This window comes from Peribacillus sp. QJM3NY_7 (assembly GCF_056173225.1).
In genome coordinates, this window is the sequence record NZ_CM149663.1 from 1,313,606 (window position 1) to 1,340,030 (window position 26,425).

At 38.2% G+C, this 26,425-nt stretch carries 33 protein-coding genes and 1 tRNA gene; 20 read left to right on the forward strand and 14 right to left on the reverse strand.

Going from position 1 to position 26,425, the window contains the following annotated elements:
* Positions 1 to 5 precede the first annotated feature (5 nt).
* On the forward strand, positions 6 to 779 hold the full coding sequence (gene fabI / locus AC0VX1_RS06310) for an enoyl-ACP reductase FabI (protein ID WP_034314473.1): 774 nt from the start codon (positions 6 to 8) through the stop codon (positions 777 to 779).
* A gap of 34 nt (positions 780 to 813) precedes the next feature.
* On the opposite strand, the gene AC0VX1_RS06315 is transcribed toward fabI, so the two are convergent.
* From AC0VX1_RS06315 to AC0VX1_RS06325, 3 genes are all read right to left on the reverse strand, one after another.
* Positions 814 to 1,998 carry a Ger(x)C family spore germination protein gene (locus AC0VX1_RS06315; RefSeq protein ID WP_413009451.1) on the reverse strand — a complete coding sequence of 395 codons (1,185 nt, stop codon included), beginning with the start codon at positions 1,996 to 1,998 and terminating at the stop codon, positions 814 to 816.
* Positions 1,995 to 3,518, reverse strand: coding sequence for a spore germination protein (locus tag AC0VX1_RS06320; protein WP_413022164.1), 1,524 nt, complete (start codon positions 3,516 to 3,518; stop codon positions 1,995 to 1,997). Before AC0VX1_RS06320 ends, AC0VX1_RS06315 begins: the two co-directional genes overlap by 4 nt.
* 123 nt (positions 3,519 to 3,641) lie before the next feature.
* Complete coding sequence (locus AC0VX1_RS06325; protein WP_475470421.1) at positions 3,642 to 4,610, reverse strand: GerAB/ArcD/ProY family transporter; 969 nt, start codon at positions 4,608 to 4,610, stop codon at positions 3,642 to 3,644.
* A 221-nt stretch (positions 4,611 to 4,831) separates the two neighbouring features.
* On the opposite strand from AC0VX1_RS06325, the gene AC0VX1_RS06330 reads away from it, so the two are divergent.
* The 9 genes from AC0VX1_RS06330 to spoVIF all read left to right on the forward strand — a co-directional run bounded on the left by AC0VX1_RS06330 (position 4,832) and on the right by spoVIF (position 9,409).
* Positions 4,832 to 5,146, forward strand: a complete 315-nt coding sequence (locus AC0VX1_RS06330) for a hypothetical protein (RefSeq protein WP_475470423.1) — start codon at positions 4,832 to 4,834, stop codon at positions 5,144 to 5,146.
* Positions 5,147 to 5,157: 11 nt separating this feature from the next.
* Positions 5,158 to 5,730 carry a hypothetical protein gene (locus AC0VX1_RS06335; protein WP_369315629.1) on the forward strand — a complete coding sequence of 191 codons (573 nt, stop codon included), beginning with the start codon at positions 5,158 to 5,160 and terminating at the stop codon, positions 5,728 to 5,730.
* Between the two features lie 14 nt (positions 5,731 to 5,744).
* Positions 5,745 to 6,110 carry a DUF1360 domain-containing protein gene (locus tag AC0VX1_RS06340; RefSeq protein ID WP_034314467.1) on the forward strand — a complete coding sequence of 122 codons (366 nt, stop codon included), beginning with the start codon at positions 5,745 to 5,747 and terminating at the stop codon, positions 6,108 to 6,110.
* Positions 6,111 to 6,403: 293 nt separating this feature from the next.
* A complete protein-coding gene (locus tag AC0VX1_RS06345; RefSeq protein WP_057278901.1) occupies positions 6,404 to 6,901 on the forward strand; it encodes a YhcN/YlaJ family sporulation lipoprotein in 498 nt (165 codons plus the stop codon).
* Positions 6,902 to 6,917: 16 nt separating this feature from the next.
* Positions 6,918 to 7,388 (forward strand): stage V sporulation protein AC, encoded by a 471-nt coding sequence (spoVAC, locus tag AC0VX1_RS06350; protein ID WP_057278902.1) that lies wholly within the window; start codon positions 6,918 to 6,920, stop codon positions 7,386 to 7,388.
* Between the two features lie 3 nt (positions 7,389 to 7,391).
* The gene (gene spoVAD / locus AC0VX1_RS06355) at positions 7,392 to 8,417 is read left to right on the forward strand and encodes a stage V sporulation protein AD (RefSeq protein ID WP_278089579.1); all 1,026 of its coding nucleotides are present in this window, start codon (positions 7,392 to 7,394) and stop codon (positions 8,415 to 8,417) included.
* A 16-nt stretch (positions 8,418 to 8,433) separates the two neighbouring features.
* Positions 8,434 to 8,790, forward strand: coding sequence for a stage V sporulation protein AE (gene spoVAE, locus AC0VX1_RS06360; RefSeq protein WP_057278904.1), 357 nt, complete (start codon positions 8,434 to 8,436; stop codon positions 8,788 to 8,790).
* A 102-nt stretch (positions 8,791 to 8,892) separates the two neighbouring features.
* On the forward strand, positions 8,893 to 9,042 hold the full coding sequence (locus AC0VX1_RS06365; protein ID WP_082609450.1) for a YjcZ family sporulation protein: 150 nt from the start codon (positions 8,893 to 8,895) through the stop codon (positions 9,040 to 9,042).
* A 112-nt stretch (positions 9,043 to 9,154) separates the two neighbouring features.
* The gene (gene spoVIF, locus AC0VX1_RS06370) at positions 9,155 to 9,409 is read left to right on the forward strand and encodes a sporulation-specific transcription regulator SpoVIF (RefSeq protein ID WP_034314458.1); all 255 of its coding nucleotides are present in this window, start codon (positions 9,155 to 9,157) and stop codon (positions 9,407 to 9,409) included.
* A gap of 120 nt (positions 9,410 to 9,529) precedes the next feature.
* Here spoVIF and AC0VX1_RS06375 read toward each other — a convergent pair whose 3' ends face one another.
* Positions 9,530 to 11,803, reverse strand: coding sequence for an ATP-dependent helicase (locus tag AC0VX1_RS06375; protein ID WP_475470429.1), 2,274 nt, complete (start codon positions 11,801 to 11,803; stop codon positions 9,530 to 9,532).
* 151 nt (positions 11,804 to 11,954) lie between these two features.
* Between AC0VX1_RS06375 and AC0VX1_RS06380 the strand changes: the two genes are divergently transcribed.
* Positions 11,955 to 12,251: a hypothetical protein gene (locus AC0VX1_RS06380; protein WP_475470431.1), complete on the forward strand. Its 297-nt coding sequence runs from the start codon at positions 11,955 to 11,957 to the stop codon at positions 12,249 to 12,251.
* Between the two features lie 54 nt (positions 12,252 to 12,305).
* Here the strand turns inward: AC0VX1_RS06380 and AC0VX1_RS06385 are convergent, their stop codons facing one another.
* The 5 genes from AC0VX1_RS06385 to AC0VX1_RS06405 all read right to left on the reverse strand — a co-directional run bounded on the left by AC0VX1_RS06385 (position 12,306) and on the right by AC0VX1_RS06405 (position 15,211).
* Positions 12,306 to 12,794: a spore coat protein gene (locus tag AC0VX1_RS06385; RefSeq protein ID WP_063577043.1), complete on the reverse strand. Its 489-nt coding sequence runs from the start codon at positions 12,792 to 12,794 to the stop codon at positions 12,306 to 12,308.
* Between the two features lie 233 nt (positions 12,795 to 13,027).
* On the reverse strand, positions 13,028 to 13,291 hold the full coding sequence (locus AC0VX1_RS06390) for a hypothetical protein (RefSeq protein WP_034314453.1): 264 nt from the start codon (positions 13,289 to 13,291) through the stop codon (positions 13,028 to 13,030).
* A gap of 159 nt (positions 13,292 to 13,450) precedes the next feature.
* Positions 13,451 to 13,879 (reverse strand): GNAT family N-acetyltransferase, encoded by a 429-nt coding sequence (locus tag AC0VX1_RS06395; protein WP_034314452.1) that lies wholly within the window; start codon positions 13,877 to 13,879, stop codon positions 13,451 to 13,453.
* Positions 13,880 to 13,883: 4 nt separating this feature from the next.
* Entirely contained in the window at positions 13,884 to 14,399 is a 516-nt protein-coding gene (locus AC0VX1_RS06400) for a YjcG family protein (RefSeq protein ID WP_034314450.1), read from the reverse strand.
* Positions 14,400 to 14,488: 89 nt separating this feature from the next.
* Positions 14,489 to 15,211 carry an alpha/beta hydrolase gene (locus tag AC0VX1_RS06405; protein ID WP_475470433.1) on the reverse strand — a complete coding sequence of 241 codons (723 nt, stop codon included), beginning with the start codon at positions 15,209 to 15,211 and terminating at the stop codon, positions 14,489 to 14,491.
* 190 nt (positions 15,212 to 15,401) lie between these two features.
* Here AC0VX1_RS06405 and AC0VX1_RS06410 point away from each other — a divergent pair, with 190 nt between their 5' ends.
* On the forward strand, positions 15,402 to 15,959 hold the full coding sequence (locus AC0VX1_RS06410; protein WP_475470435.1) for a phosphatidylglycerophosphatase A family protein: 558 nt from the start codon (positions 15,402 to 15,404) through the stop codon (positions 15,957 to 15,959).
* Between the two features lie 17 nt (positions 15,960 to 15,976).
* Here AC0VX1_RS06410 and AC0VX1_RS06415 read toward each other — a convergent pair whose 3' ends face one another.
* Positions 15,977 to 16,198 carry a hypothetical protein gene (locus tag AC0VX1_RS06415; protein ID WP_034314444.1) on the reverse strand — a complete coding sequence of 74 codons (222 nt, stop codon included), beginning with the start codon at positions 16,196 to 16,198 and terminating at the stop codon, positions 15,977 to 15,979.
* Between the two features lie 490 nt (positions 16,199 to 16,688).
* Positions 16,689 to 17,072: a hypothetical protein gene (locus tag AC0VX1_RS06420; protein WP_475470437.1), complete on the reverse strand. Its 384-nt coding sequence runs from the start codon at positions 17,070 to 17,072 to the stop codon at positions 16,689 to 16,691.
* Between AC0VX1_RS06420 and AC0VX1_RS06425 the strand changes: the two genes are divergently transcribed.
* On the forward strand, positions 17,064 to 17,795 hold the full coding sequence (locus AC0VX1_RS06425) for a hypothetical protein (RefSeq protein WP_475470439.1): 732 nt from the start codon (positions 17,064 to 17,066) through the stop codon (positions 17,793 to 17,795). The genes AC0VX1_RS06420 and AC0VX1_RS06425 overlap by 9 nt on opposite strands.
* A gap of 310 nt (positions 17,796 to 18,105) precedes the next feature.
* Positions 18,106 to 18,177 (forward strand) — tRNA-Val (locus AC0VX1_RS06430).
* Positions 18,178 to 18,284: 107 nt separating this feature from the next.
* Here AC0VX1_RS06430 and AC0VX1_RS06435 read toward each other — a convergent pair.
* Both AC0VX1_RS06435 and AC0VX1_RS06440 read right to left on the reverse strand, forming a co-directional pair.
* Complete coding sequence (locus AC0VX1_RS06435; RefSeq protein WP_475470441.1) at positions 18,285 to 19,418, reverse strand: site-specific integrase; 1,134 nt, start codon at positions 19,416 to 19,418, stop codon at positions 18,285 to 18,287.
* 347 nt (positions 19,419 to 19,765) lie between these two features.
* Positions 19,766 to 19,963 carry a helix-turn-helix domain-containing protein gene (locus AC0VX1_RS06440; protein WP_100533856.1) on the reverse strand — a complete coding sequence of 66 codons (198 nt, stop codon included), beginning with the start codon at positions 19,961 to 19,963 and terminating at the stop codon, positions 19,766 to 19,768.
* Positions 19,964 to 20,328: 365 nt separating this feature from the next.
* Here AC0VX1_RS06440 and AC0VX1_RS06445 point away from each other — a divergent pair, with 365 nt between their 5' ends.
* The 5 genes from AC0VX1_RS06445 (at position 20,329) to AC0VX1_RS06465 (ending at position 23,955) form a co-directional block, all read left to right on the forward strand.
* Entirely contained in the window at positions 20,329 to 20,505 is a 177-nt protein-coding gene (locus AC0VX1_RS06445) for a hypothetical protein (protein ID WP_475470444.1), read from the forward strand.
* A 245-nt stretch (positions 20,506 to 20,750) separates the two neighbouring features.
* On the forward strand, positions 20,751 to 20,975 hold the full coding sequence (locus AC0VX1_RS06450) for a hypothetical protein (RefSeq protein WP_283930179.1): 225 nt from the start codon (positions 20,751 to 20,753) through the stop codon (positions 20,973 to 20,975).
* Positions 20,976 to 21,128: 153 nt separating this feature from the next.
* Complete coding sequence (locus AC0VX1_RS06455; RefSeq protein WP_475470446.1) at positions 21,129 to 21,488, forward strand: ankyrin repeat domain-containing protein; 360 nt, start codon at positions 21,129 to 21,131, stop codon at positions 21,486 to 21,488.
* Positions 21,489 to 22,170: 682 nt separating this feature from the next.
* Positions 22,171 to 22,803 carry a type 1 glutamine amidotransferase family protein gene (locus tag AC0VX1_RS06460; protein WP_475470448.1) on the forward strand — a complete coding sequence of 211 codons (633 nt, stop codon included), beginning with the start codon at positions 22,171 to 22,173 and terminating at the stop codon, positions 22,801 to 22,803.
* A gap of 867 nt (positions 22,804 to 23,670) precedes the next feature.
* Positions 23,671 to 23,955 (forward strand): DUF4183 domain-containing protein, encoded by a 285-nt coding sequence (locus AC0VX1_RS06465; protein WP_475470450.1) that lies wholly within the window; start codon positions 23,671 to 23,673, stop codon positions 23,953 to 23,955.
* Between the two features lie 93 nt (positions 23,956 to 24,048).
* Here the strand turns inward: AC0VX1_RS06465 and AC0VX1_RS06470 are convergent, their stop codons facing one another.
* Positions 24,049 to 24,456, reverse strand: coding sequence for a DUF4183 domain-containing protein (locus AC0VX1_RS06470; protein WP_475470451.1), 408 nt, complete (start codon positions 24,454 to 24,456; stop codon positions 24,049 to 24,051).
* 421 nt (positions 24,457 to 24,877) lie between these two features.
* On the opposite strand from AC0VX1_RS06470, the gene AC0VX1_RS06475 reads away from it, so the two are divergent.
* Entirely contained in the window at positions 24,878 to 26,152 is a 1,275-nt protein-coding gene (locus tag AC0VX1_RS06475) for an IS110 family RNA-guided transposase (protein ID WP_475469042.1), read from the forward strand.
* Positions 26,153 to 26,425 lie beyond the last annotated feature (273 nt).

Consider the following 26,425-nt stretch of genomic DNA (forward strand, 5'->3'; position numbering starts at 1 on the left):
ATACGATGACTTTTTCATTAGAGGGAAAAACGTTTGTCATAATGGGTGTTGCGAATAAAAGAAGTATTGCTTGGGGAGTTGCCCGTTCCTTACATAAAGCAGGTGCAAAGATGATTTTCACTTACGGAAAAGACCGTACGGAAAAAAGCGTTAGGGAACTATCTTCTACATTGGAAGGGGAGCCCTCCATCATTTTACAATGTGATGTAACGAAGGATGAAAGCATTGAAAAATGTTTTGCGACGATTAAGGAAGAAACAGGTATCATTCATGGCGTGGTACACAGTGTCGCATTCGCTAACAAGGAAGAACTGGACGGTGAGTTCGTCAATACGAGCCGTGAAGGGTTCTTGCTTGCCCATAATATCAGTTCATTTTCTTTAACGGCTGTAGCTAAAGCGGCGAAAGAAATCATGCCGGAAGGCGGCAGCATCGTCACAATGACGTATCTTGGCGGTGAACGGGTCATGCCTAATTATAATGTAATGGGAGTGGCTAAGGCTTCACTTGAAGCCAATGTCCGTTACCTTTCAAGTGATCTTGGCAAAGATAACATTCGAGTGAATGCTATTTCAGCGGGACCTATCCGTACCCTATCCGCAAAAGGTGTTCGCGACTTCAATACCATTTTAAAGAAGATTGAAGAAGAAGCACCGCTTCGTCGTACAACGACTCCAGAAGAAGTAGGGGATACGGCAGTATTTTTATTAAGTGACATGTCCCGCGGGATTACAGGGGAAAATATCCATGTGGATTCTGGTTACCATATAATCGGATGACAGTAAAAGAAGGGGACCGATATCGGTCCCCTTTTTATTGATTTTTCACTCCTTTGTCTTTCTGCCCTTCAAAGATAGGAGATAATTTTTGTTTACCGGTATCTTGAAGTTCTACCTCAACCCAAATTGATCTGAGCGTATCATCTTCCAAGGGGATCATTCCTTCGTTCTCAATTCTTTTCCAGGTATCATTTTCATTCCGATAGAGTATTTTAGAGAGTTTGAAGAGGTCGATATCTCTTTTTTGCGTATATTGATATGTCTTTTTTATCTCTTTCTTGATTGAGCGTTTTATTTCCGATTCATATTGTTTACGCGTTATATCATTTTTCATCAATTCCACACTTGCCCTTATTTTCAAGTCCACATCAAATCGGACTTTGCCGTTTTTCTCGATGATAGGAGTGATTTCTGTCTTTTTATCGTAAAGGACGACAGATGTATCCTTTTTTGTTCCGGGGAAAAGGGTTATGCTATCACGAACGAAATCTTTATTGACTAAACGCCCTCCATTCATGACATTATTCGGCAGAAATTCTTTTATTTTATTATTGGAAATGATAGTTACACTTTCCATTAATAATGACTTCTTATTTTTATCCTGACCGGTCCATTGCTCTGTTATTTTTAATTCTGGTATGGATACTTGATAAGCAGGTTCATCCAGTTGAATGATAATTTCTCTTAGATTAATGGGCGGGATGAAAGAACTTTGATGATAGTTATCATCCGGATCACTCAACTTTGAAAATGCCATGGAGATATTTTCAATGGGAGAAATGAGCATGGCATCTTTTATTGAATCTTTAGTCATGAAAAAGAATATCCGATAACGTGTTTCACGGTAACGGTCCAAAAAATCAACCGTATATTTGAGCCCGCCCATATTAAGCGCTTTTTCAGAAAAAATCACAAATGAGAGGTGTCCCCAATAAATACGCCGATCGGCCGTATGATATAAATTGAATAATGCTTCTTCCAAAGTGTTTCCAGTAGCTGTTCCAACATCAGCTGCGCTAAGTGAACTTGGGTCACCGCCGGATTCCGATTTGGCTAATCCTTTCATATTTATTATTTGAAGGTGAACGAGGACCTTTCCGTTTTTATAATCGATACCTAAACCATTTGCATACATAAGGCGTTCAGGTTCATTGGAATCCCAACAGCCAGCTAGAACGAAAACACTTAATAAAAGAATGAAAGTGCATTTCATTTTCATTTATGTCCTTCCTCACCTTTCTTGGTAGGATCTTTTGAAGAAAAGATGGATGGTCGTCTTTTATCAAATGAGGGAGGAATGCGAAAAAGTGTTTTGACTATGTTGGACATACTCAAATTAGCGGAAACTTCCATATAAGGAACTCCTAATATCCGGATATTACTTACATATGCACATAAAAATAGAGCTAGTAGCATAAATGCGAAAAGGCCCAAAAATGAAGCGGATATAATGGCCACGAGTCTTATTAAGCTGATGACGCCAATGATCGATTGATTGACGAGAGTGAAAGTGGCAACAGCCGAGCCGGCAATGACAACAAGCATGGCCGGACTGGTTAAACCGGAACGGATGGCGGCATCCCCTATGATCAAGGCTCCCAATACACTTAATGTAGATCCAATCGAAGTGGGGAGACGCATCCCTGCTTCTTTGAAGATTTCAAAGACGATCACCATGGTAATTGCCTCCAGTGCGGTTGGAAGTGGCAGGCCCCTTCTGGACTCCACTACCGTTGCCAGCAATATCAGCGGTAGCTGGTCTTGATGAAAGGTTGTTAATGCGACCCAAAAACCAGGTAATAAAGCCGCAATAAAAATACCGAATAATCGAAGGGTCCTTTCAAATGAAGCATAAATGGACGGATATTCATTATCTTCGGATGTTTTTAAGACAATGAAGAGGTTGATTGGTGTAATCATTGTGTAGGCAACACCATCAATTAAAATTAGGAGCCTTCCTTTTAACAGGCATTGTACGGCAAAATCCGGCTTTCCCGAATAGTCATGCCTAGGGAAAAGTATCGAAGGCTTTTCTTCAATCAATTCCATAAATTGATTACCGCCATATATCCCATCCACATCGATCGCTTCTATTTTTCGAGATATCTCCTGAACCATATCGGGATTGGAAATGTCCTCCATATATAAAACTGCGACTTTAGTCAAAGTTCGCTTGCCCACCTCGAAATATTTAACACTCAAGGAGTTTGTTCGCATTCGCTTACGGATTAAAGCGACGTTAATGGATAAATCTTCTATGAAATTATCTCTAGGGCCTTTAATCGTGACTTCGGCAGATGTTTCCTCAGGGTTGCGTTGGGGACGCTTAGAAATATTAGCGGATAATAAATATTCGAATCCCTCAATGAGAAGGATTAACTTCCCAGAGTAGATGTCTGCAAATAACTCTTCTTTTGTGTTAACTTCGGCGAGTTGAGGAAGGTAAAGGGAGTCCTTTAACTCCTCAATCGTCAATTTCCCCTTTGGGTACTTTTGAAAAAATAATGTTAATCTTTCAAAAACAAGATTATTTAACAGTTCGGTATCGATAAGTCCTTCACATCCTATTAATGTGACTTTAAGGGGAAACTCATTGCGATATAGACTGCTTTGGAAAAAAACATCTCCTGAATTTTGGAATATTTTTCTTAAATCGGATTCTTCCTTTATTTCAAGCTTTTCTATGTAATCCTTATTACTTTTCGGCTTGGACAGTTGCTTTTTGGTTTTCTTGAACATCGGATGTGGGCCTCCTTTTTCTACGATTGCTGGAGAAAACAAAAATACTTAAAAGGATGGAAACCGCTAAAAAGAACCAGAACGTAATCGGCATGACAAATGCTCCGATAATGTGATATAAAATTACATCACTGAAGCTGTATGCGTTGGCGACGATAAGTAAAATTGAATAGGCAAGTAGCAAAATCGTTTTGCTTCGCTTTTTTTTATGGATAGCACTTCCAGTGATAAGAATAAGAAAAACGATACTCTTATGAAGGCTCCGGTTAACCATTGGTAAATCGAGAGGAAATCAAGATGCTCAATGAATCTGCCTAAAGTCACCAGTCCCCATTGTTCAAAAGCCGGATACTTTTGTCTGGAAGCCTCCAGCGGACCGAACTCCGTAATGGAACCAATTAGGGGTCCAAGGATTAGCCAGGTGAGGATAATGGCATTTAATGTAAATGCCTTGAATTTTAATTGGCCATGGACTTTCTGCTGCATGAATAATATGACAATCAACTCAATGAGTCCGGACAAAGGATAAATCATCCCAGAAACAACTGGAGACCAACCATTTTCCATAATGGGCTTTAATAGTGAAAAATCCTTAAATTGAATATTTGCGATCGCCACAAATATTCCAAAAACGATTACCGCAGTCAGTACGAATGTGTTCGTGATAACAATCGTTTGAATGTTAGTGGAAGCAAGAAAAAAACATAATCCCGTAAAAAGGATTATTTCGAGAATTGGTGGCGTTATGGGCAAATAGGAAACTTTTGTCCACACAATCATCTCTTTCAACGACACTGCAGCTAATGAAGCGAAAAAGATACTCGTGGCAATGGATAAAATTTTGCCTGATGCCATTCCGATATTCGTTTCCACCCATACAAATATGTTGGTCTGTCCGGTGGATTTGTGTATGTAAAACAAAAGTAAACACCATATCAATATCAATCCTAGAGCAAGCAGTACGGAAATCCATCCATCCCGTTTTGCACTTGGCAGTAAATGAGGAAGGATCGTGACATGATTTTTTAAACCGACAGCCGTGATCACGATTAAAGATAGTTGTACAGTTGAAATTTTTCCGCTTTTTTTCATCTTCGGAGCTCCTCCTTTAACAGCCATTATTTATTAGTTTTCTCCACTAATGCCCAACATATCCAAGCTTGGTTGATGTCCTTTTTTGAAGGAGTGTCACATCTACAGCATAAAGAAGGGTGAGTTTCATATAAATGATACATAGAGCGGATATTCATTGTTTGCGAGAATCGGCATAAAGCTGCTTTCAACCCTATTCGAGAAAAAGAAGGAGGGGTATCATGGACGTGGGAAAAATTGGTGTGCCTTGTGCTGATGGAAAACAAACTATACAAAATACGCTGAAGAGACATATCAATTTACATGGAAAAAATATCAATACTTCATATACCGCCGAGGAATTGGTGGAGCTATTGTCCCGACTTCCAGCCTTTGCACCTAAGCCTGTTTGTAAGTTCATTATCAATGACCGTACACTATTCGGGAAATTGGAACAAAAAAAAGAATCCAGTTTGTTCATAAGGCATAAATTCGGGAAAAAAGTTGTCCAATACCAAATGGAACAGCTGCAGTCCGTGGATATTCTGAAATATTAAGGAGGGTTTTCATGTCAGGGAAAAATGGCGATAAGGAATCCAAACCACTTATATATGTCAATCAAGCAAAAATATCAGATCTGCGTGGAAATATGCAAAGTGATTTTCGAACGAAAAAGGCTAAACCTCAAGACAGCGCTGAGCCGGAACTTCAGGAAGAGGCCGAGCATAAAGAAGAAAAAATCGAACAGGTCAAACGCGAATTTGGCGTTTATGATGCCATGATGGAAATTGAAAAAGAGATTACGGGATTAAGGAAAATCACGGAAGAATATGTCCCTGAGCAAGCTCCGGTTGAAAAAATGGAACATCCTGAACAAATTGAACAGGAAAATGAAAAGCCAGTTAAGAGAAAAAGGAAAAAGGTGGAGAAGAAAGAATCTTCCCGTGACATCATCTCCCGCCTATCCAATCACCAAGGTTTTCCAAAACCATTATGTGAGGCTGTAATTAACGGAGAAAAGCTTCGGTTTCATGTGTTGGGCATGAGAGGGGAATCAGTGAAAATTAAAAGAGGGAACCATATCCGTTTCGTGGGTCTGCCGGATATCATCGATGCCAAAATAATTGAAGAATCCAAGTGAAGGAGCAATATTAAATGTTTCCCCCACAAAGTGAATTTACCTTATTTATCATATTAGGCTTGGCTTCCTTCAGGCTGACACGCTTGATCGTTTTCGATAAAATCATGGAGCCGCTGCGCAGCCCCTTTTTTAAAGAGATAGAGGAAAAAAATGAAGAAGGAATTGTGGAAATATTTTTAATGCCCAAGGAAAAGGGTCTGCTGGGGTGGATTGGTCAATTGCTAAGTTGCTTTTGGTGTGTGGGTGTCTGGGTCAGCCTTTTTCTGGTTTTCCTTTATATCCAACATTGGTTTATAGGCGACGTACTGATATTGATCCTTGCCGTTGCAGCAGTAGGAGCGATAATTGAGGTCATAATCAGCAAAATTATGGACATTTGATTGGAAACAACTTGTCTAATCATTCATATAGTAATGATATAGATCTTAAAGGAGGAGTCATGAATTGAATCAGAAACAGAATAATCCATGGGCATATGCAAAACCGATAAAAAAAGATCAGCCAATCAAAATCAAGAAAGATTGTGGCTGTAATAATAACAATAAAAATAAAGGCTATTGAGTGAAAAAACCTTTCCATTTTGGAAGGGTTTTTTATTTCCTAATCCTACCATTCATAAAAAAACCGTTAAACAAGAAAATAACAATAGAACGATAAATTAGGATGTGATTCTATGTTCAGACAAGGAAGATATTTTAAGGGAAGCTGGCTGATTTTTATAGTTGTTTTGTGTGTGCTTACGGCGTGCAGCAATCAGAATGATGGAAAAACGGAGAATTTCGCGATGATTAAACGTACGAATCCTGAACCGATGGATATCATTAATGGAATGGATGAGAAGGATGAAAAGGGACTGATCTCAAAGGTAAAGGAAACAGTTGCTAATGAAGACACAATCTATGACGTGATCGTCGTGAAAAACGGGAAAAAGATTATCGTCGCTTATAAAGTTAAGCACTTACAACGTTTTCATATGAAGAAAATCGAAAAGACTGTGACTGAAAATCTGGAAGAAAAGTTTCCCGAGAATGATTTTATTGTTTCAAGCGATTATAAAATCTTTTTGGAATCAGTAAGGTTGAACGAGTTACTCAAGGAAAAGGATGTTCCCGAGAAAAAGGCAAGGAAGAAGTTCAAGGAAATTGAAGAACTTCAAAAAGAATTAATTTAGAAGAGAGGTTCAACACATGAGCGGCAAGGATAAAACGACCCCAATACAGGATGCGTATCAAAAGCTTCAAGGGAAGCATGAAATTAAAAGACCAATAGTGAAGAATTGTTTGAAGGCCTTTTTAGTAGGTGGCATTTTCTGTATAGTGGGACAAGCCATTTCCTACTTCTATATTTATTTTTTCAACTTTACAGAGCAGACAGCTGGAGGTCCGACAACGGCTACCATGGTGTTTCTGGCCCTTTTGATGACCGGTTTCGGATTTTACGACCGCATTGGCCAGTTTGCTGGGGCAGGGAGTGCCGTCCCTGTCACTGGGTTCGGTAACGCAGTCATTTCTGCAGCAATCGAACATCGGACGGAAGGTTTTGTACTTGGAGTAGGATCCAATATGTTTAAATTGGCAGGATCGGTTATTTTATTCGGAGTATTTTCAGCCTTTGTCGTGGCGTTGATAAAAACGATTTACCTAATGAGTGGGGGCTAAGCGGTGTTAAAGGGAAAACAAACATGGATGTTCACCAATAAACCGGTCATCTTGGAAACAGGGGTAACAGGGGGGCCTTTTGAAGCTAATGGAGAAATCGCGGGTGATTTCGATATTCTATACGACGATTTATGGATGGAGCAGGATTCATATGAGAAGGCTCATCGCCATTTGATGGAGAAAGCGGTAGAGCTTGCATTGGAGAAAGGGGAGATTGATAAGGAGCAGGTACAGTTTTTCTTGGCTGGTGATTTAATCAATCAGGTTACACCGACAAGCTTTGCGGCAAGAACCAATGGAATTCCATATTTCGGCTTGTTTGGAGCCTGTTCCACATCGATGGAAGGTCTTGCTCTAGCTGCCTTCATCACTAATTATGGCGGGGCTAACTATGTGTTGACAGGTGCATCGAGCCACAATGCAGCTGTTGAAAAACAATTTCGCTATCCAACTGAATATGGCGGGCAAAAGCCACCTACAGCCCAATGGACGATAACAGGAGCAGGGGTGGCGCTGGTTGCTCCTAATGGAAGCAAGCAAGGGGAATATCCACATATTGTCTCGGCCACTATTGGTAAGGTCATTGACATGGGATTGAAAGATCCTTTCAACATGGGGGGAGCAATGGCCCCGGCCGCAGTCGATACGATACTTGCCCATTTCAAAGATACTGGTTTGACCCCGGATGATTATGATTTCATCATTACTGGGGATTTAGGTCAAATAGGGAGTGAGACAGCCCATGACTTATTGAAACAAAAGGGCTGTAATATCAATCAGGAAAAATTCAAGGATTGCGGATTGATGATTTTTAAAAAGGACCAGCCTGTTTTGGCTGGCGGGAGCGGTGCGGGATGTTCGGCAGTCGTTTTATACGGTCATATATTAAATGAAATGATTTCCGGTAAATATAAAAAAATCCTGCTTGTCGCAACAGGAGCGTTATTGTCGCCGCTTTCCGTCCAGCAAAAAGATACGATTCCGTGCATCGCCCATGCAGTGTCCATTGAGTATGGGATGAATTCATGAAAAAGGAGGGATTTCGATGTTAGCAATGTTTTTTTGGGCCTTTGTCATCGGTGGCTTGATTTGTGTAGTAGGCCAGCTGCTTTTCGATGTTGCTAAGCTGACCCCGGCACATACGTTAAGCTTATTCGTTGTAATAGGTGCTGTTCTTGGCGGATTTGATTTATATGAGCCGCTGGTGGACTTTGCCGGTGCAGGAGCAACCATACCGATCGTTTCGTTTGGGAACTCGCTGGTGAACGGGGCGATGATGGAATCGGAAAAACATGGGCTCGTTGGCGTACTGACAGGTATGTTTGAAATTACGAGTTCCGGTATCTCTGCAGCAATCATTTTTGGATTCATCGGAGCATTGGTTTTCAGGCCAAAAGGATAAAATTAGCGAAATAGGCAGCCTTGGAATGGGACATGGCCTATACATATTTGTCCAGACCTACATATGTTATCAGTAAGCTTTAGCGAGAGCGAGGTGATATGTATGTTTGGTTTTGGTGGCTACGGTTGTTGTGGCGGCGGCGGTTATGGATACGGCGGCGGATATGGCGGAGGATACGGCGGCGGTTCTACTTTCGCGATAATCGTTGTATTGTTCATCCTATTGATCATTGTAGGGGCTTCTTTCTGCTAAGGCGTAAAAGGAATAGGCAGAAGAAGCCTATTCCTTTTATTTTTTTGTATGGGCCTAGCACTTTTTTCTGATAATGCCATAGGATAGGTACAGAAAAGGGAGGGGCTTAAGTATGGATAATAACTTTTTTAAAAACATAGAAGGTAAAACCGGCGTAAATATGAAAGATGTATTAGAATTGGCAAACTCGCTGCAAGGAGCCAACTTCAAAGATGAAACAACTGTTAGAAACGTCATTAAGCGTGTTTCAAAAATAGCGAATAAACCGGTCAATAAGGAAACGGAAGATAAAATCGTTCATTCCATCGTAGCTGAAGGGAATAAACTTGATTTCGGGACGATATCCAATATGATAAATAAAAAATGAAAAAGGGCCTGCTATCATGCAGGCCTTCAGACTGCAGACAAACTTGAAAAAAAGCGAGTTTGCCTGCAGTTTTTTAAACTAAAAAAGTCCATTTGCAAGATTTATAGTATCGGCTTTTGGTCAAAGCTTCAGAAAACGTGATGGATGGGCAGTCCGTCCGCGTCTAGTTTGCAGGATGGAAAGGTAAAGGTCCTTTTTAGCCCTCGTTGCCGCTACATAGAGCAATCGTCTTTCCTCTTCAAGAGGGGATAGTTCCCCTTTTCGGTAAGATTCAAGTGCGAAATCATGAGGAATGCTGCCATCGACAGCAGCAAGGACATATACGGTTTGATATTCAAGCCCTTTGGAACGATGTATGGTGGTAAGCTGTATGGCGTCCTTAAAGTGTTTCGATAGCTGTTTAATCTCTTGGACCATCGCAGTCATATGATCCACATGTTCAATGAAAGCGGCGACGGTTGGAAAACGATTTGCCGCCACCTTTAAGTCACGGATGTCATCGGATCCTTTTTCCAGGTTCGCATCATTACCGCGTTTTTTTACATATTCCTGGTATCCTAAATCTTTCTCGATGATCTCTAACGCTACAAGTGGCGACATAATTTTTAAAGACCGAATCTGTTCAGGAATCTTTTTTAATTTTCGTTCTTGAAAAGCATGTCCAGTCTTAATAAAAGCAAATGCATCGATGAAGTCACAATCCTGCAATATTGTCATTGCTTTTAACTCTTGTAATATACTTTGCTTTAAGAATAGGGAGGAAAGGACATCAGATGCTGCCTTGCTGTCATGCGGGAACAAACTCAAGCGCATAAAGGCAAGCATGCCGCGAATGACCTTGCGCATATAAAACGAATCCGCATCCTTTTCAATGACGAATGGCAGATTGGAAGCGGCAAGCCGTTCAAAAATGGCCCTGGACATCGTGTGTGTCCTGTACAATACTGCAAAGTCCCCAGGGTTTGCTCCCTTGGATATTTTCTCTTGGATATCGGATACGATCATCGTCGCTTCCAATTCTTCATCATAAGGATAAAATAAAACAGGTGGATTTCCTGAATCATGCTGTGCCCTCATCTTTTTATCCATCCGGTTCTGGTTTCGCTTGATCAAGCGGTTCGCTGTAGCGACAATTTCATGGGAAGAGCGGTAATTCTCCGTCAGCTTCACCACTTGGGATCGAGGGAAGTCATGATTGAAATTCAAAATATACTTCGGATCGCTTCCACGGAATGAATAGATGGATTGGTCATCATCTCCAACCGCACATACATTTTTTGATTCAGCAGAGAGGAGTTTTATCAATTCATATTGAACTTTATTGATATCCTGAAACTCATCTACCAAAAAATAGTTAAACCTTTGCTGATATTTCTTTAAAAAATCTGGGTGATTTTTTAAAAATACATAACAGCCTACAAGCATATCATCAAAATCATACTTCCCTGTTTGCTGTTTATATTCTTCATATTTCTTATATAAAAATAAACACGATTTCTCCCAATCGTCCTTAGGGTGAATATCTTCTGGAAAGGCCAAAGAGTTTTTCCAAAGCCCGATTTGTTGAAGGGCCTGATCATATGCAAATTCCTTATCATCAAGTTCCAATTCCCTGCCAGCCTGCTTCAATACCTTTTCTTTTTCCCACTCCCACTTCAATAGGAAATCGCGCTGCCATTTGGCTGGTTCGTGGAAAATCAGGATTTTATAAAAGATGCTATGAAAGGTCCCGCTAACGATTTGAGAAACAAGGGAGGGCGTCATATAGGGATAACCGAGCAGACGCTGCTGCATTTCCTTTGCGGATTTCGCCGTAAATGTTACAAGCATGATACTTTTGGGATCAATCTTTTTCACTGTGAGCATATAGGCAGTGCGTACCGTCAATACGCGGGTTTTCCCGCTGCCTGCTCCTGAAAGGACAAGGATGGGTCCATCGATCGTCATTACCGCTTTGAGTTGCTCTGCATCGAGAACAACCCCTGAAGAGGATAATTCTTGAAAGTATGGTTCCTCTGATTGTGCCATGTCATATGGTTTATCTGAATATTTCGGATTGCCGGTTATGGGGCGGCTTTTAAGGAAAGGTTCGGTAATGGTTTTCGTTTCAGTAATGGTTCGTGATGTTGGAATCCTAAATCCATTCTGTTCCATATATTCTAAGGGCTTATCTTCATTTATGGATTCTGAAATTGGCATTTCACAGGGTCCCTGCGATGGGTCGCTATGATAAAAATAAGGTGTCTCATGGATTCCAATAAATAATTTCACTGGTTTATGACAAATGATACAAGAAAGCTGATCACGTTTTCCTTTTTCAAAAAGTGTCTGCAGCTCACCAGCTGAAACGGTATGTAAATGTACGATTTCATTGCCAGATTTTGCTTGATTCATATAAATGGATACCTCTAATCTATTAAAAATATCGGCAATACTCATCATACCAGAAGATTAGGAAAAAAGAATGTGGAAATCATGTTTAAATATTGTTCTGGCAGGGTAATTAAATGACATCATAACTAATTCGATATAAGGAGGGGTTACTATGGGATATATAGCACCTGTCACACAATTTGATTATATTCAATATGCCAACCGGACGGTCGAAGCTGCAGGGAAAGTAAGAATTGTTAAAGGAGCGGCACCCATTCAACCCATCCGTTTTGATCAGGTGTTGGAAAGGGAAAGGGAAAGCGTTGAAGGATTAAATCAAATTCAAGATAATGTTCGGGTAAGTGCATATGGAGCAGGCACATATCAACATGAAATGGGCAGGAGCGTCAGGAAAGATTTAACGGCTGGAATGACAGGAAAAGGCAGGATCATCAACGAAATTGTCTAGTTCCTCCAGAAAGACAAAAGAGGACACGTGAAGTGTCCTTTTTGTGCTGACTTCTTAAAGAATGTCTATTTCCACGATTAGGGCTAACAATAGTTGCAATAAAAGTTGGATGTTTAGAGCGATTTGTGCATCAGTTGTTGTAATGTCGATATCACGGCTGTTTTCAACAATTGTTTTTTGGCGCGTGATTTGTTTAACATTGGAAGATTGGATTAATTGTTGAGTGATCTTATCAGCATTATCAGCATCTGCAACGGAAATGCTTACGATGACCGCAATTGCAGCTTGTAGAGCAGCTTGTAGTGAGAGGGCCGCTTTAACATCCGTTGAAGTGATATTTACATTACAAGAATCTTTAATGTAAATAAGTTCTTCAGAAAGCTGAACTTGATTATTATCCTGTCTTGCATCTTGGTCAATCTTTGTGTCATCGTCGTTACAGAATCCTGAAAGGGGATGTCTGGAAGCGGAATCTAGAGCCGACCATGACCTTTCAGAGTCATCATGTGTGTTACAATTGCTACGATATACATTTTGGTTCATGTTGTTTTTTCCTCCTTAGGTTTTATTCCCTATTAAAATATGCTTTGATGGTTAATCGGGTTGGACGAATAAATCAGTTCATTCGTCTATTTTTTAAATACTTAGAGAAAGTATTAGTGTGTGGGGGATGAATAATAAAGAAGCTGGAGCTTTAGGAATGAAATGTAAGTGCTGCTATGTCTAGGTTTACTTATTTCTCGCCAGCAAGTAAGGTGATTAGGTGATATGGTGCGTCATTTATTTTTGGAATCCGTGAATTTGTTGTGAATGGAATTGGTAACTGGATTAACATCATGTTCCGTGATGTTCTTTTCTTGGTTTATGATTTTTAGTGATTGCTCTTGTAAATAACGAACGGTTTCTTTAAGGTTGTTTCTCTCTTTTTCAGTTAGATCGACCTTTTCCTTTTTGAAACCATGTTTTCTCAAAGTCCTCGAAACCAGCAGCTCCATCAGTCTTTTTTGAGACTCATCCAGGTTAAAATCATTGTTACCCATAAAATTTTCCCTCCTTCTTGCTTTCTATATATAGACTATGTATTTTTGATGAGTTTGCCATTGAACGGAAATGGTTTTTTTCATAAAACGATAATTTAAGTCCATGAACGAACAAAAAAAGCTGTCCAATCAGAAGACTGAAAGAACAGCTTTTTTATATCAAAAAATGGTTTTCTTCATCGTTTTATGAGGAATGCCAGCATCCATGAATTCGTCGGAAACGATCTCATAACCTAATTTAGAATAAAAAGGTATGGCATGCACTTGGGAATCAAGCTTTAATTGAGGCACTTCCTGCTGGATTGCGTATTCCTCAATAGCATTCATGATCATGGCGCCGGCACCATTCTTACGGCCCGATGACAGTACACAAATGCGCTGTACTTTACCGATGTTGTCAATGACCCTGAAGCGGCCGGCACCGATTGGCTGATGCTGCTCATCATATAAAACGAAATGTGTGGAATCTTTTTCATATTCATCAATCTCTTCTTCAAGAGGGACGTTTTGTTCTTGGACGAACACTTTTCTTCGAATCATATATGCGTTTTCAAGCTCTTGGCTGTTCTCTGCGATTTTTACAAACACGAAATCATTCAGCTCCTAATCTAAATGTTTCATAAACGGTCCATGCCCCATCTTCAAGTTGATACAGCAAGTGAACTCGTTTCACCTCTTCTTCATGGCTGATGTCAAGCATGCTTAATTGGCCTAAAACATCAGAATGCTCATTATCGGATAAATCTTGAGCGATTGTAATATGCGGGACAAATGCATGTTCACTTTCACTTTTTATGAAATCCTCATTGTTAAGCGCATCATGCAGCTCTTGAAGCCCTTCGGATAATTCTACTTTGAAATAAATCGTATTGCTTACGGGTTGGAAAGACTTCGTTTTGGTTACGCTCATCGTAAAAGGTCTGCACTTTTGAGCGATGCCTTTTAATTGTTCCGCGATTGTTGAAATTTCCATATCCGTCGCTTCGAACGTTGGTTTAAGCGTTAGATGCGGTGGTATGAAAGCATACTTCGTATCATACCGTTTGCGATAGGAGTTAGCTAAATCTTGAAGTTTTTTTGAAGGGAAAATTGCAACACCATATTTCATAAATAAAACCTCCTGATATTTTTTATTGTTGTATTATAGTTGGACATGTTTTTTTCTTGAAACCATCCCAAACAGATGATTTCGAGTAATTAGAACATTTCCAATAGTGCTCGTTTCAAATCTGCCTGCCAGTATTTCCAGGTATGATTACCTTCAAATTCTTCATAGAAGCAAGGAAATCCTTTTTGGTTTATTAATTTATGCAATTCCCTATTTGGTTCTATGAAGTTTGCCTTATTGCCATCCGTCGTCGGTACATCCGTTTCACCGGTCCCGATCACATGGTAAAGTTCGAGGAGATGCGGATCCTCAAAATTACGTACAGCATCCATTACTGCTTCATTGGCAAGCGGGGACTGCATGATGCATTTACCGAATGTATGCGGATACTGCAAAGCGGCCAATAAAGAAACTGTACCGCCAAGAGAGTCACCGATCAAAGTTCGACCATGTCCCATTTGATAGGTTGGGAATTCATCATCTAAAAACGGAACTAGTTCATGGGCAAGAAAACGTATGTATGCAATATGCTGTTCCCCGTCCGGATGATATTTGCGCCTGCGGTCAAAGCGGTCTTTATAAGGAATGCCGACAATGATGATATTCTCGATCTCATCGTTCCCTAACAGTTCATCTGCTACCCGACCGATTCGGCCCATTTGAAAATAATCACGGCCATCCTGAGCAATCACAAGCGAATATTTATACAATGGCGAATAATTAGCAGGCAAGTAGACAAGCAATTCCAATTCTTCTCCTAAAGCTTCGCTTTTAAACATGTACTCTTTAATTGTGCCTTTGCGTAAACTCATTCTCCCGCACCTCAATGATAATTAATAATGAAAAACAACTTACTTGATTATTTTAGCATAGCCTTGCAACTTTTTCCCGCGACAAGAATTTGGAATATAAAATTTTCGTTATATTTTCTAAAAATTTAAATTATAAGGTGCTATAATACAAGGATATAGAAAAATAATACAAAAAAAGGTGGCGAATAAAATGGCAGATGTACACGTGCACAGCAGGGAAGTGACAAAGGCGGCTAAACGAACATTATTGGAGCGTGGTGTCAGTGTGGAGGCAATTGCAAAAATCGTTTATGAATTGCAGTTCCCGTACAAGGCTGATCTTAAGCTGGAGGAATGCATCGACAGCGTTGAGCGTGTCCTGTTGAAAAGGGAAATTCAACATGCCATTTTAGTCGGTGTGGAGCTGGATAAACTGGCAGAGCAAAAAAAACTATCAGAACCCCTGCAATCGATTGTTGAATCGGATGAAGGGCTATTCGGAGTGGATGAAACGATTGCCTTTGGTGCAGTACTCGGTTATGGAAGCATTGCTGTAACAACCTTTGGCCATTTGGATAAAAATAAAATAGGCGTCATACACGAACTTGATAAGAAGCAAGAAGGAATCGTGCATACCTTCCTGGATGACATCGTTGCAAGCATTGCCGCGAGTGCCGCCTCAAGGTTAGCTCATCGTCTGAGAGATGAAGAGGAATCGTTAACTGAACAGGAAAAGGACATCCAGGAAGAAGAAGAGTTAATAGGTTGAACCTTGAAGAGCAATGTTCAGCCAGACCTGTAAAACCTGGCCTTAATGAGGCGGGCAGAAAGGATGTTGGCTACTTTAAATGTCCGTTTTGTCTGCCTTAGAAAACAGAATGCGTGAATATGGCCTGGATAAATTTCAAGCACCTGGATTTTCCGTTGTGTAATCTTACCTTGTTCGGAGAGATAAATTATTTCTAATGGAGCATTTTCTTCCATATGTTTACGAAGTATATATTTCATTCCCGGTCACTCCTTTGCTGACTTGCTTGCTATCATTATATGCGAACGTACGTTTTATATGCAAGTGAAAAGCGAATGTTCGTTCTGTCTTGTTGTGAGGGTAAATGGAATAATATTATATGTAGAGTTTTTAACAAAAAAACAAAAAATGATTTATGTACTCAATTTCTGACCTTTCTACTAACAGGTCTCTTTGAATCGCAGTAGCTAGGTTCTTCATCAACCAAAACTGAAGTGCGATTATACCTCACTTCATTTTCAGATTGAGAATAAAGAATCTGTTTCCCCGATTATATCCACAAAAATCCCTTCCTTATTGTTAACGACCACCTTCTTAATAAGATATATAATCCAGTAGATTTTTGCTGTTTGAGTTAGATTTATTTTCAAATTTGTAACATATGTACAAACATCTTTTCTTTTAATGAATAAAATAACCCGAAAATAAAAAAAGAAAAAGGTGATTATAATTAAAAATCATTATTCCATTTCACATTGTAATTCCTTTATAGACACCACATATCTTAATAAGAAATGTGTGCAAATGAAACCGGATGATTGTCATAGCTGCCATAAGAAACACAATGACTGTATATGTCACCAAAAGAAACCGGATGATTGTCATAGCTGCCATAAGAAACACAATGTCTGTATTTGCCACCAAAAGAAACCGGATGATTGTCATAGCTGTCATAAGAAACACAATGACTGTATTTGCCACCAAAAGAAACCGGATGATTGTCACTGTTGTCTTAAGAAACACAATGACTGTATTTGCCACCAAAAGAAACCGGATGATTGTCACTGCTGTCATAAGAAACACAATGACTGTATTTGTGAGCAAAAGAAAGATGATGACTGTCATTTGTGCCATAAGAAACATAATGACTGTATTTGTCATCAAAAGAAACCGGATGATTGTCATTGCTGTCATAAAAAACACAGTGACTGTATTTGTGAGCAAAAGAAAACCGATGACTGTCATTTATGCCATAAGAAACATAATGACTGTCACTGTGACAATAAGAAACATAATCTAGTAAGAGCATCTGCGTTCAGGGCTAATAAGAATACACCACAACTATACGAAGCAGCGTTAACTCCCTCTGTAAAAGTTTTATTCCAAACTGAACAGTTTGATTTAGCGGATGAATATAATCAGCACATATCAACATTTATTCCAACTAAGGATGGAATTTATGAGATAACAGCAAAAGTCTCGTTTTGTCCGTCAAAAAGTAAAAGCAATGATTCCTCAAAAAACAAAAAAGATAATTGCAAATGTGATTATTGCAGTAAAAATAGTTGCAACTGTGATTATTGCAGAAAACATCATTCTTCAAAAGACAAAAAAAGGAGTTCTTCAAAAGAAGGATATGTCGCATCCATTTCCATTAACGTAAACGGAGATAATTTAGATATTGTTAATGACTTCTTGGAGAAATCAAGACCTATTGGACTATCGGTTACTACAATCCTTCAGTTACAAGCAGGAGATCGGGTACAAGTATTATTTAGCGCAGATGCAAACGGAGAAATTTTAGCAGAAGCATCTTTAACAAACTTTCAGGCTGCTAGATTCCCTTCTCCAATGTAAAGATCTTTCTGCTTTAGTCTTAGATTGAGTAAATGGACATCATATTTGTTAATTAAAGTCGAGTAAACGTATGATTAGGAGCCTTGGATTCTCCTTGAAAAAGGTGAGGTAGATTCTATTCCGAGAAATTTTGGGGGTCAGATCGTACTTTCAGGGATTAACGCCTAAGACCACACTTTACGGAAAAAAAACTTTTTTAGCAAAACTACTTGTTTTATTTTGAATACCACTATATAATAAATCTTGTTCAGAAAAGAAGTCAGCAACTAAGTAAGTTTTAAACCAAGCTCTATAGAGCTTGATTACATACGACTTGTTAGCTCAGTGGGAGAGCACTTCCTTGACAGGGAAGGGGTCGTGGGTTCGAATCCCTCACAGGTCATCAACTAACAAAGGCTTAAATCCTTGATATAACAAGGATTTGGGCCTTTTTTTATTTTGTCTTACGGGATGCGTTTAGACCAATGATAGTGATTTGCTCACATTTTGCTAACGTGACTTCTGAATAGCATTGTGGAAAATATCAGCTACTTCATCATCTTGGTTTGGAATCAAATGGGCGTAATTCTTTAACGTGATTGTAGGATCCGAATGTCCTAAACGAGCCGCTACTCTGACGATATCTACCCCTTCAGAGATCAAGATGGATGCGTGTGTGTGCCTGATATCGTGAAACCGAATGGATGTCACGTTAGCCGCTTTACTGATACGCTTCATCACACGTAACACGTTCCTTGGATCTTGTAAGGTGCCGATCTCTGTACAAATGACTAAGTCTTGGTCTTGATAATGTTCACCAAGCCTTTTCCTCTGTGTTTCTTGACGTTCTTTATGAGCCTTTAATTCCTTGACAAGGGAATCAGGAATCGGGACTTGCCGTTTTGATTTTTTCGTTTTCGGTGTTGATAAAAGATATCCTTTATTAGGGATGTGAGAAAGGGAACGTTGTATACGGATAGATTTTTTTCCAAAGTCAATATCGCTCCATTTTAGCCCAAGGAGCTCACCTTTCCTCATTCCTGTATAAATGGCGAGTAAGAACGTTAGATAATGTCGTTCTCCCTTGCATTGATTAAGGAACGAATCAATCTCATCAAAAGACCATATCTTCATTTCTTCTTTTTTAACCGAGGGTGGATCAGCATTGATCACCGGATTGGAACTAATCTTTTTCCATTTTACTGCTTGACCGAATGCCTGATTTAACAACTGATGTAACTTTCTAATGGTACTCGTACTATACTCCTCATCTAATTTGAGGTTATAAAAAGCATCGATATCTTCGGTCGTAATTTTTGAAAGGGGTTTGTTGGCAAAAGGATTTTCCCTAATTAAGTGCTTATCCATCAAATACTTTCTGCTTGAGGCCGTTGTTTCTTTAATCCTTTTTTGATAATGTGACGTAAACCAAAAATCCATATAGGATGAAAATGATTCGTTGCTCGGTTCCAGATATCGATTTGCATCCAGCTCATTTAGAATCTTTCGAAGAGCAGCATCTGCATCTTTTTGACGAGGAAAACCACCCTTTGTTTTTTGTCTACGTTTACCTGTAATCGGGTCTCTTCCTATGTCTACAATATATGACCAAGTATTTCCCCTTTTTTTAACAGTGCCTTTCATATTGCTTGCCCCCATATCCTATTGTAGTTCGTGTTAGAACAATGGAAAGCAAGTGGTCTAGTATCAGTTTGACCACTTACTTTCGGTTCTATAAGCCACTCTTTTCCTCTAGTTTTCAGATAGCAGCTTGAATAGTGCTGCTTGTGCATCTTTTTGGCGTGTGAGTCTGCTTTATATTTTTTGTCTACATTCACCTGTTAGCGAATTTTTCTCAAAATCTACTATATGTTCAAGAGTTTTCGCTCTTTTTTGAGCTACCTCTCATTATGCTAACCTCCGTAAATGTTTGATAAAAATTATGTAAGGTAAGTAGGTAGCTGGTGATATGACCACTCCGTACTCACGGTTTATAAGCTGCTCACTTGTTGCTGCGTCAGCCAGTTAAAAAATTCATCACGGAGCACGCGTTTGCTGCGACCTAATTTAATAAGTGGAAAAGATTTTTGTTCCATTAACTCATAAGCAGTTGGCTTAGACACCATCAAAATTTCAGATAAGTGTACGGCTGTTAAAATCATTGGATAATCTTCGATGTTTTTTGGCATAATTTATTTCTCCTCTTAGTTCTAATTTATTAGTTTAATAGTAATTAATTTGAATTTACTTATTTAATTCGGAAACATTATATTTTTAAAAAACAATCGTTTTCAAGGGGGGACTCGAAAAAAAAAAACTGCCGGTTAGTGTCCCGGAATAAGATATTGGATAAGTGTAAGGCTGTTAAATCATTGGATAATCTTCGATGTTTTAGGCTAATTTATTTTTCTTCTTTGATCGAATTTATTAATTTAAATTAGCTTATTAATTTCGACACATTATATTTTTTTAATCCTATCGTTTTCAAGGAACAAGGGATAATGCATTTGAAATAGAATTTATATTGTACGTCAAATAAAGGAAAAGGTGGATTTTGATTAAGATTAATACAGTTTTTTCATATATTCTTCTCGGTGTGATAATTTTTTACGCCTTGGAGTGGGTAGCTGTTGGTTCAGGTTTTAAGGTACTTGTTGGCGGGGGTTTTGGTTTACTTTTATATATAGCTAATCATATTAGTAAGAATCAAAAAATAATGGGTGATCTGTAAAAACCTGATGACAAGCAATAAATATTATTTTAATAAGCTAACGGGTGCTTTACTTCAATAACAGGTAGTGATGAGGCAGCCTTTTTCTTATGTCACTCGGAGCATAGGTTAGTTGAATAGGGATACACACTTCGCTATAAAAGGATGAGTAGTTTTTATTGGAGAATAGGGAAATTTCAATATAAAAATAGAACCGGAAAGTAAGGTATCATTAAGAAAAAGGACTTACCTTATGGGGGATTAAGATGGAGTTTAAGGATTTTCTGATGAAGAAATATCGAATAGGTGAAAAGTCAGCTCGAGATTATGTAGGCCGTTTTAATGGAATCGTAGCAAGAGGAATTTATAAAGGAGAAAATGAGATTACTCCTAGTATGAAAGTTACTGTTGAAAGGGAATTTCCGAATTCAAAAATGCATTACCTTCTTACCCTTGAACGATATATTGAGTTCCAACAAAAAAAGGGATAAAAATAAAATTAAATGGAAAAGTACGCAAATGGGATAACCAAACGTGGTCTTTTTGTTTCAAAGACTATGAGACAGTCCACAAATTTTATTAAACTACCGGGCAGTTTAGTTGAATAATCGATTTTTCTTATTAAACTTGGGGGAAATTAACAAATGGATTTTTTCGATTTATTACGTAGAGAAGATATAGATGGTTTAAATGAATTTTTAAAAACACACAATCTTAATGAGGAACTTCAAGGTCAGAGCCTTTTATACTGGGCAGTTCATAGCAATAATTTAGTATTTACTAAACATCTGGTTCATCAAGGTGCGATTGTTAACAAAACTGACCGTCTAGGCAAGACACCATTATTAATTGCGTGTTATTTTGGCTTTGTTGATATTGCTTCATTTTTACTTAACACCGGAGCAGTTATAGATGGTTGTTTAGAACGAGCAACGCGTGGTTGGGATGGTCATACTCAAACAGAAATTATCGAATTACTAAAGAAATTCGAAAAGAAGTATTGAAATGCACTTTATTTTTTGCACCATTTTCATTTGAAGAAGAGGAACAAGAAGTACAACAGAAAAAGAAGTAGCTTTATTCGCCTAAATGATTTCCTATTTCGAGATTGAAGGTTGGCCCTCTTAATAGCCCCACCACTATTAAAATTACAGTTTCTGAAGTCTAACTCAAACATTAATAAAAAAGTATCCTAAATGAGTAATGAAATGACAAATTGCATCTTACAGATTAAGTCCAATTTTAAGTTGAAAGATAGATCTAAATTATTTATTTGCGTTATACATTATAAAAAAATGCCTATTCTTATTACATTTTTAGTTTTTACTTTAGTGACAACTTTGGAGAGTGCATACTGGTGTATCTAGATAAAATAGTATACAGAAATGAATGGAATATCATTTGGACTGGAGTTAGTTATTTATTGGCTTATTCAATTTTTTATGTTTATTACAAATTAGTTCGTAGGTTTATTTTATTAAATTAATGGGTGCTTTTCATTACTAGGAGCTGATCAGCAGCTCCTTTTCTTATGGAACTAAAGGGGCAGGATAGTTCCATAAGAAATTGACTATTGGTTAATTGTGGCATATAATTGCATTAAAAGGAACGTACGTTCTTTTTTGGTGGAGTAGCTTTTGATGTGGAAAAAATAAACTATGAAAATTATGATTGGAGTGTTAGTAGATGAAAATAAAAAAAGTTTATCTATATGTATTTAATACAATGTCAGACTGGGAATATGGATATTTAATTGCTGAACTAAATTCAGGAAGATATTTCAAAAAAGATTTAGCACCTTTAAAAGTAATTACAGTAGGAGCGAATAAAGAAATTATTACTACGATGGGGGGACTGAGTATAAAACCAGATATTTCTCTTGATGAATGTAACTTTGATAGTAAAGATCTTGTAATTCTACCTGGAGGGAATACTTGGGGAGAAGCTATTCATCAACCTATCTTGAAAAAAATTGGCGAGGCTTTAAAGCTTGGCACTATTGTTGCTGCTATTTGTGGTGCTACTGAGGGACTAGCGAATATGGGATATCTAGATTCTAGAAAGCATACAAGCAATAGCTTAGAGTATATTAAAATGGTCTGTCCTAATTATAAAGGAGAAAATTTTTATGAGATGGAACCTGTAGTAACGGGTGAAAATTTGGTTACTGCATCAGGAGTAGCTCCTTTGGAATTTGCGATGGAAGTACTGAAAAAATTAGATGTATTTGCACCAGATGCATTACACTCGTGGTATAACCTAAATAAGACTCACAAACCTGAATACTTCTTCCAACTAATGAACTCAATAAATAAGTGATTTTAAAAATCAACTTGGCAGTTTTATTTTACTTGAAATAACCTCTATACTTTATGCGATGCCAAAGTATAGTTTTAGTACATAACTTAAAAATTTTAGAGAAGTTAATAGAGATTGTGAATGATTGTACTTAAACTAAAGGGTGCGTTAGCTGAAGATTGGAGCTGTCTTTAAGGCAGCTTTTTCTTATGCAACTATCGGGGCAGTTTAGTTCATTAAGATGATATAATAAAATTACAGGGATTAAATGTAAGTACCTTGTTCCACTAACAGGTACAAGAGTTGAAGAATATATGAGTTAATTAAACTTTATCACTTTAGGAATTATAGTTGAGGTGTCCAAGAGTAAATGGAATTATATCCTAAACGAACTGAAAAATATAAAAGGAAACAGCCTCCAGGCATTTTATTTTTTTTGGAAGTGTTTATCTATTAACTGAATTACTTCCTATCCAATATAGGAACATATGGACAGCATTGGGTGTATCCTTGGGTATATCTCTTATTATTATTACTCTTTCTGTGGTTATTGATAGAATAAAGGGTTGGTATTATACAAAGTGGATTGTTTTTATTCTTATTTTTATATTGGGTGTAGGTTTATATATCTTCAATGACATAAATGGGAATTGAAATACCACTATTCTAATTTAACTAACGGGTGTGTTAGTTCTGGATCGGGAGCTACCAATACGGTAGCTTTTTTCTTAATGAGCTAACGGGGCAGGTTAGCTCCATAAGAAAAGTGGAATTTGTCGTTCCCTAATTCGAAGTATGGAATAAGATAATTAACAAGGGGACGGACAACCTCTTAAGAAAACTTTCTAAAAAAAATCCGAACATTAAAAAAGAAGGGGGTGGATATAAATGGCGATAATTAAACCTTTTATGGCTTCCAGAAAGTTTACTGCCACAATAGGAGATGGTACAGGTACTGGAGCGACATTTGCAATTGCAGCAACAACATTTTTAGATGATGCTGGTGCAGCTGCAACCGCATTTCCAGGTTCATTTGCTTATTATGTTTTATATATAAATGCTCAGATACAAACAGCTGATACCTCAACCCTTACTACTACTACTATAACTATTCCAGGTGGCGATGTACTTGATCCTTCAACTCCAATTGTAGTTGAAGTCGTAGTCAACTAATACTCTGATTTCCTAATGAATACAATGCCGGTAATCAATAGGGTAATTGTCCGGCATTGGTTCATTGGATACGTAAGAACTTTCCATTTTTCTTTATCCATAAATTATTACAAATTGAAGAATAATAGGGGACCCAGATAGGGGTAAATCGTTAGAGAATGTAAGTTTTCCCTGTTCTACGATGTAATTTATATTTGGCTGTAATATTCCATTTATAAATAAGTTTATATAAGATACGCTATTTGGATTAAGAATCCCAGAGCTTCCGTATTTTAATACTCTATCTTGATTGGTATAAATCCTTTTTATACCGTCAGAGATTGCAGTATATTGAAAAGTTTTTACCTTTAAAATGTTAATTGGATTTGGGTTTTCCCTCACTGGATAAATGTTTGGACAACCTCTTGGTGGACTTGGTGATAAACAACTATTTTTATTATACAGTCCTGTTTTCTTTTGTTGCTGGTACAGGTTATGATAACCGATTAATTTCTTAGTCATAACTAGCTATTAAACCCTCCTTTTTTGATAATGATGTTCCGAAAATCTCTGTTTTTGTTCTGTATCTCCCTTACACTTATATATTCATTTTTATTGATTCCAGTGTGGGTTCTACAGCCTCTATAATACTCCTGCCCCCGCCGACTGCTAAGCCGTGTATGTACAAAAGACCAAAACCTATATGGATTGAACAACTTATAAAATATGAGGTAGACGAAATTGTGAAGGATTGTACTTAAACTAACGGGTGCTTTAGCTGAAGATCAGAGCTGTCTTAAGGCAGCTCTTTCTTTATGCAAACTAACGAGGCAGGTTAGCATTCCTGTAGTTCGTTATTTTTCAGCTTTGAAAAAAATAGGGCTCCTCAGTAAGATATGAGTAAGACACCACTCTAACTCAAACCCTAAGGAGGAACCCTAATATGAAGTTTAAAATGCAAGATAAACAAAATCAACTAATAGAAAGAATTTCCGATAATCACCTTGTTGTTGGAGTGGATATTGCCCAACAATTACATGTGGCTAGAGCAGTGAATTTCCGTGGAATTGTAGTCGGAGATCCACTTGTATTTGAAAATAATGAAGATGGGTTTGCTAGTTTATTAAAATGGATGGATAAGCTTCAAAGATTAAATAAACTGGAGGTAGCCATCGTGGGAATGGAACCTACAGGACATTACTGGATTAATCTTTCAAAATGGCTATTTAAACAAGGAATCGAGGTAGTAACGGTAAACCCCCACTTAGTAAAAAGGAATAAAGAAAACCGTGATAATACTCAGTCCAAAAGTGATAGGAAAGATGCCCTGGTCATCGCTGATATGGTGAAAAACGGTTACTACACCTTTGTCAGGGACACTTCAGAATCATTTGAGATACTTAGGGTCCTTATGTCTAACCGTGATGTGGTAGTTAAACGACTCGTTAGCACGATTAATCAATTAAACCGTTGGGTGGATATTGTCTTTCCCGAACTCAGGCAAGTATTTAAAGACATCACTGCTAAAGGGGCTATTGCCACACTTCGTTTATTTCCATCTCCAATGGAACTGCGTTCCCTGAAACCTCATGATGTTGTTTCAGGATGGAAATCAATAATGAAGAGGCAGCCTGGATTAAAGAAAGCTCAATTACTTCTTCAGTTAGCTAAGAAATCTGTCGGCACAAGACAAGCACTTGAAGCGTATAAATTCCATTTGGAACAATTATTAGAGGAGTATGATCTCGCAGTCTTACAACTCGAAAGAGTGGAACAAGAGGTTAAGGATGTATTAAAACAAATACCTTTTGCCAAGAAGCTGCTTGCCATAAAGGGAATTAGTGAAATTTCTTTAGCCGGAATATTAGGTGAAGCAGGAGATCTAAGTGGTTTTTCACACGGTAATTCTTTACTTCGGCACGCTGGGTTGCATCTGGCTGAAGCAAGCTCTGGAAAGTGGAAAGGCCAAATTGTTATCTCTAAGCGAGGGCGATCCAGGCTAAGGCGTTTCCTTTACTTAGCCACCATGAGCCTTGTGATGAATAACACGGAATTTCAAGCCATTCACTCCCATAATGTTAAAGTGAAAAAAATGAAGAAAATGAAATCGATTATGAAATTGGTAGGTAAGCTAGCTAGGATATTTGTTGGAATAGCACGCAGAAACGAGTCTTATTGTGCAGATAAAGTTCAACCTATAACTGAACTGGTTGCGTAGTTAAAGGGGGATGTCTTAATAGGGTTCTCGAAGGGAACCTTTAAAAACTGATGTTCATAGTTTTCTTTTTACTAATGTTGGCTTATTCGTAGGATTTCAAATATGTACGGAGTACCAGATTTCTTGAACAAAAGGGCACCGACCCATCAGGTTAGCATAACTGGCCTCCACCCCTTGGATAGGCATGACGAAGGAATGATAGGGCAATTGACCCGTTGAGACATGGGAGGGAAAGCCTCCAGGGGCGGCGTGGAGAATGTACATTATATGGTA

Excerpts from the sequence above, each read along its gene's own strand:
- fabI (WP_034314473.1), top strand. The coding sequence starts at position 6 with ATGACTTTTTCATTAGAGGGAAAAACGTTTGTCATAATGGGTGTTGCG.
- AC0VX1_RS06315 (WP_413009451.1), bottom strand. The coding sequence starts at position 1,998 with ATGAAAATGAAATGCACTTTCATTCTTTTATTAAGTGTTTTCGTTCTA.
- AC0VX1_RS06320 (WP_413022164.1), bottom strand. The coding sequence starts at position 3,518 with ATGTTCAAGAAAACCAAAAAGCAACTGTCCAAGCCGAAAAGTAATAAG.
- AC0VX1_RS06325 (WP_475470421.1), bottom strand. The coding sequence starts at position 4,610 with ATGAAAAAAAGCGGAAAAATTTCAACTGTACAACTATCTTTAATCGTG.
- AC0VX1_RS06330 (WP_475470423.1), top strand. The coding sequence starts at position 4,832 with ATGGACGTGGGAAAAATTGGTGTGCCTTGTGCTGATGGAAAACAAACT.
- AC0VX1_RS06335 (WP_369315629.1), top strand. The coding sequence starts at position 5,158 with ATGTCAGGGAAAAATGGCGATAAGGAATCCAAACCACTTATATATGTC.
- AC0VX1_RS06340 (WP_034314467.1), top strand. The coding sequence starts at position 5,745 with ATGTTTCCCCCACAAAGTGAATTTACCTTATTTATCATATTAGGCTTG.
- AC0VX1_RS06345 (WP_057278901.1), top strand. The coding sequence starts at position 6,404 with ATGTTCAGACAAGGAAGATATTTTAAGGGAAGCTGGCTGATTTTTATA.
- spoVAC (WP_057278902.1), top strand. The coding sequence starts at position 6,918 with ATGAGCGGCAAGGATAAAACGACCCCAATACAGGATGCGTATCAAAAG.
- spoVAE (WP_057278904.1), top strand. The coding sequence starts at position 8,434 with ATGTTAGCAATGTTTTTTTGGGCCTTTGTCATCGGTGGCTTGATTTGT.
- AC0VX1_RS06365 (WP_082609450.1), top strand. The coding sequence starts at position 8,893 with ATGTTTGGTTTTGGTGGCTACGGTTGTTGTGGCGGCGGCGGTTATGGA.
- spoVIF (WP_034314458.1), top strand. The coding sequence starts at position 9,155 with ATGGATAATAACTTTTTTAAAAACATAGAAGGTAAAACCGGCGTAAAT.
- AC0VX1_RS06375 (WP_475470429.1), bottom strand. The coding sequence starts at position 11,803 with ATGAATCAAGCAAAATCTGGCAATGAAATCGTACATTTACATACCGTT.
- AC0VX1_RS06380 (WP_475470431.1), top strand. The coding sequence starts at position 11,955 with ATGGGATATATAGCACCTGTCACACAATTTGATTATATTCAATATGCC.
- AC0VX1_RS06385 (WP_063577043.1), bottom strand. The coding sequence starts at position 12,794 with ATGAACCAAAATGTATATCGTAGCAATTGTAACACACATGATGACTCT.
- AC0VX1_RS06390 (WP_034314453.1), bottom strand. The coding sequence starts at position 13,291 with ATGGGTAACAATGATTTTAACCTGGATGAGTCTCAAAAAAGACTGATG.
- AC0VX1_RS06400 (WP_034314450.1), bottom strand. The coding sequence starts at position 14,399 with ATGAAATATGGTGTTGCAATTTTCCCTTCAAAAAAACTTCAAGATTTA.
- AC0VX1_RS06405 (WP_475470433.1), bottom strand. The coding sequence starts at position 15,211 with ATGAGTTTACGCAAAGGCACAATTAAAGAGTACATGTTTAAAAGCGAA.
- AC0VX1_RS06410 (WP_475470435.1), top strand. The coding sequence starts at position 15,402 with ATGGCAGATGTACACGTGCACAGCAGGGAAGTGACAAAGGCGGCTAAA.
- AC0VX1_RS06415 (WP_034314444.1), bottom strand. The coding sequence starts at position 16,198 with ATGAAATATATACTTCGTAAACATATGGAAGAAAATGCTCCATTAGAA.
- AC0VX1_RS06420 (WP_475470437.1), bottom strand. The coding sequence starts at position 17,072 with ATGGCACAAATGACAGTCATCATCTTTCTTTTGCTCACAAATACAGTC.
- AC0VX1_RS06435 (WP_475470441.1), bottom strand. The coding sequence starts at position 19,418 with ATGAAAGGCACTGTTAAAAAAAGGGGAAATACTTGGTCATATATTGTA.
- AC0VX1_RS06440 (WP_100533856.1), bottom strand. The coding sequence starts at position 19,963 with ATGCCAAAAAACATCGAAGATTATCCAATGATTTTAACAGCCGTACAC.
- AC0VX1_RS06450 (WP_283930179.1), top strand. The coding sequence starts at position 20,751 with ATGGAGTTTAAGGATTTTCTGATGAAGAAATATCGAATAGGTGAAAAG.
- AC0VX1_RS06455 (WP_475470446.1), top strand. The coding sequence starts at position 21,129 with ATGGATTTTTTCGATTTATTACGTAGAGAAGATATAGATGGTTTAAAT.
- AC0VX1_RS06460 (WP_475470448.1), top strand. The coding sequence starts at position 22,171 with ATGAAAATAAAAAAAGTTTATCTATATGTATTTAATACAATGTCAGAC.
- AC0VX1_RS06465 (WP_475470450.1), top strand. The coding sequence starts at position 23,671 with ATGGCGATAATTAAACCTTTTATGGCTTCCAGAAAGTTTACTGCCACA.
- AC0VX1_RS06470 (WP_475470451.1), bottom strand. The coding sequence starts at position 24,456 with ATGACTAAGAAATTAATCGGTTATCATAACCTGTACCAGCAACAAAAG.
- AC0VX1_RS06475 (WP_475469042.1), top strand. The coding sequence starts at position 24,878 with ATGAAGTTTAAAATGCAAGATAAACAAAATCAACTAATAGAAAGAATT.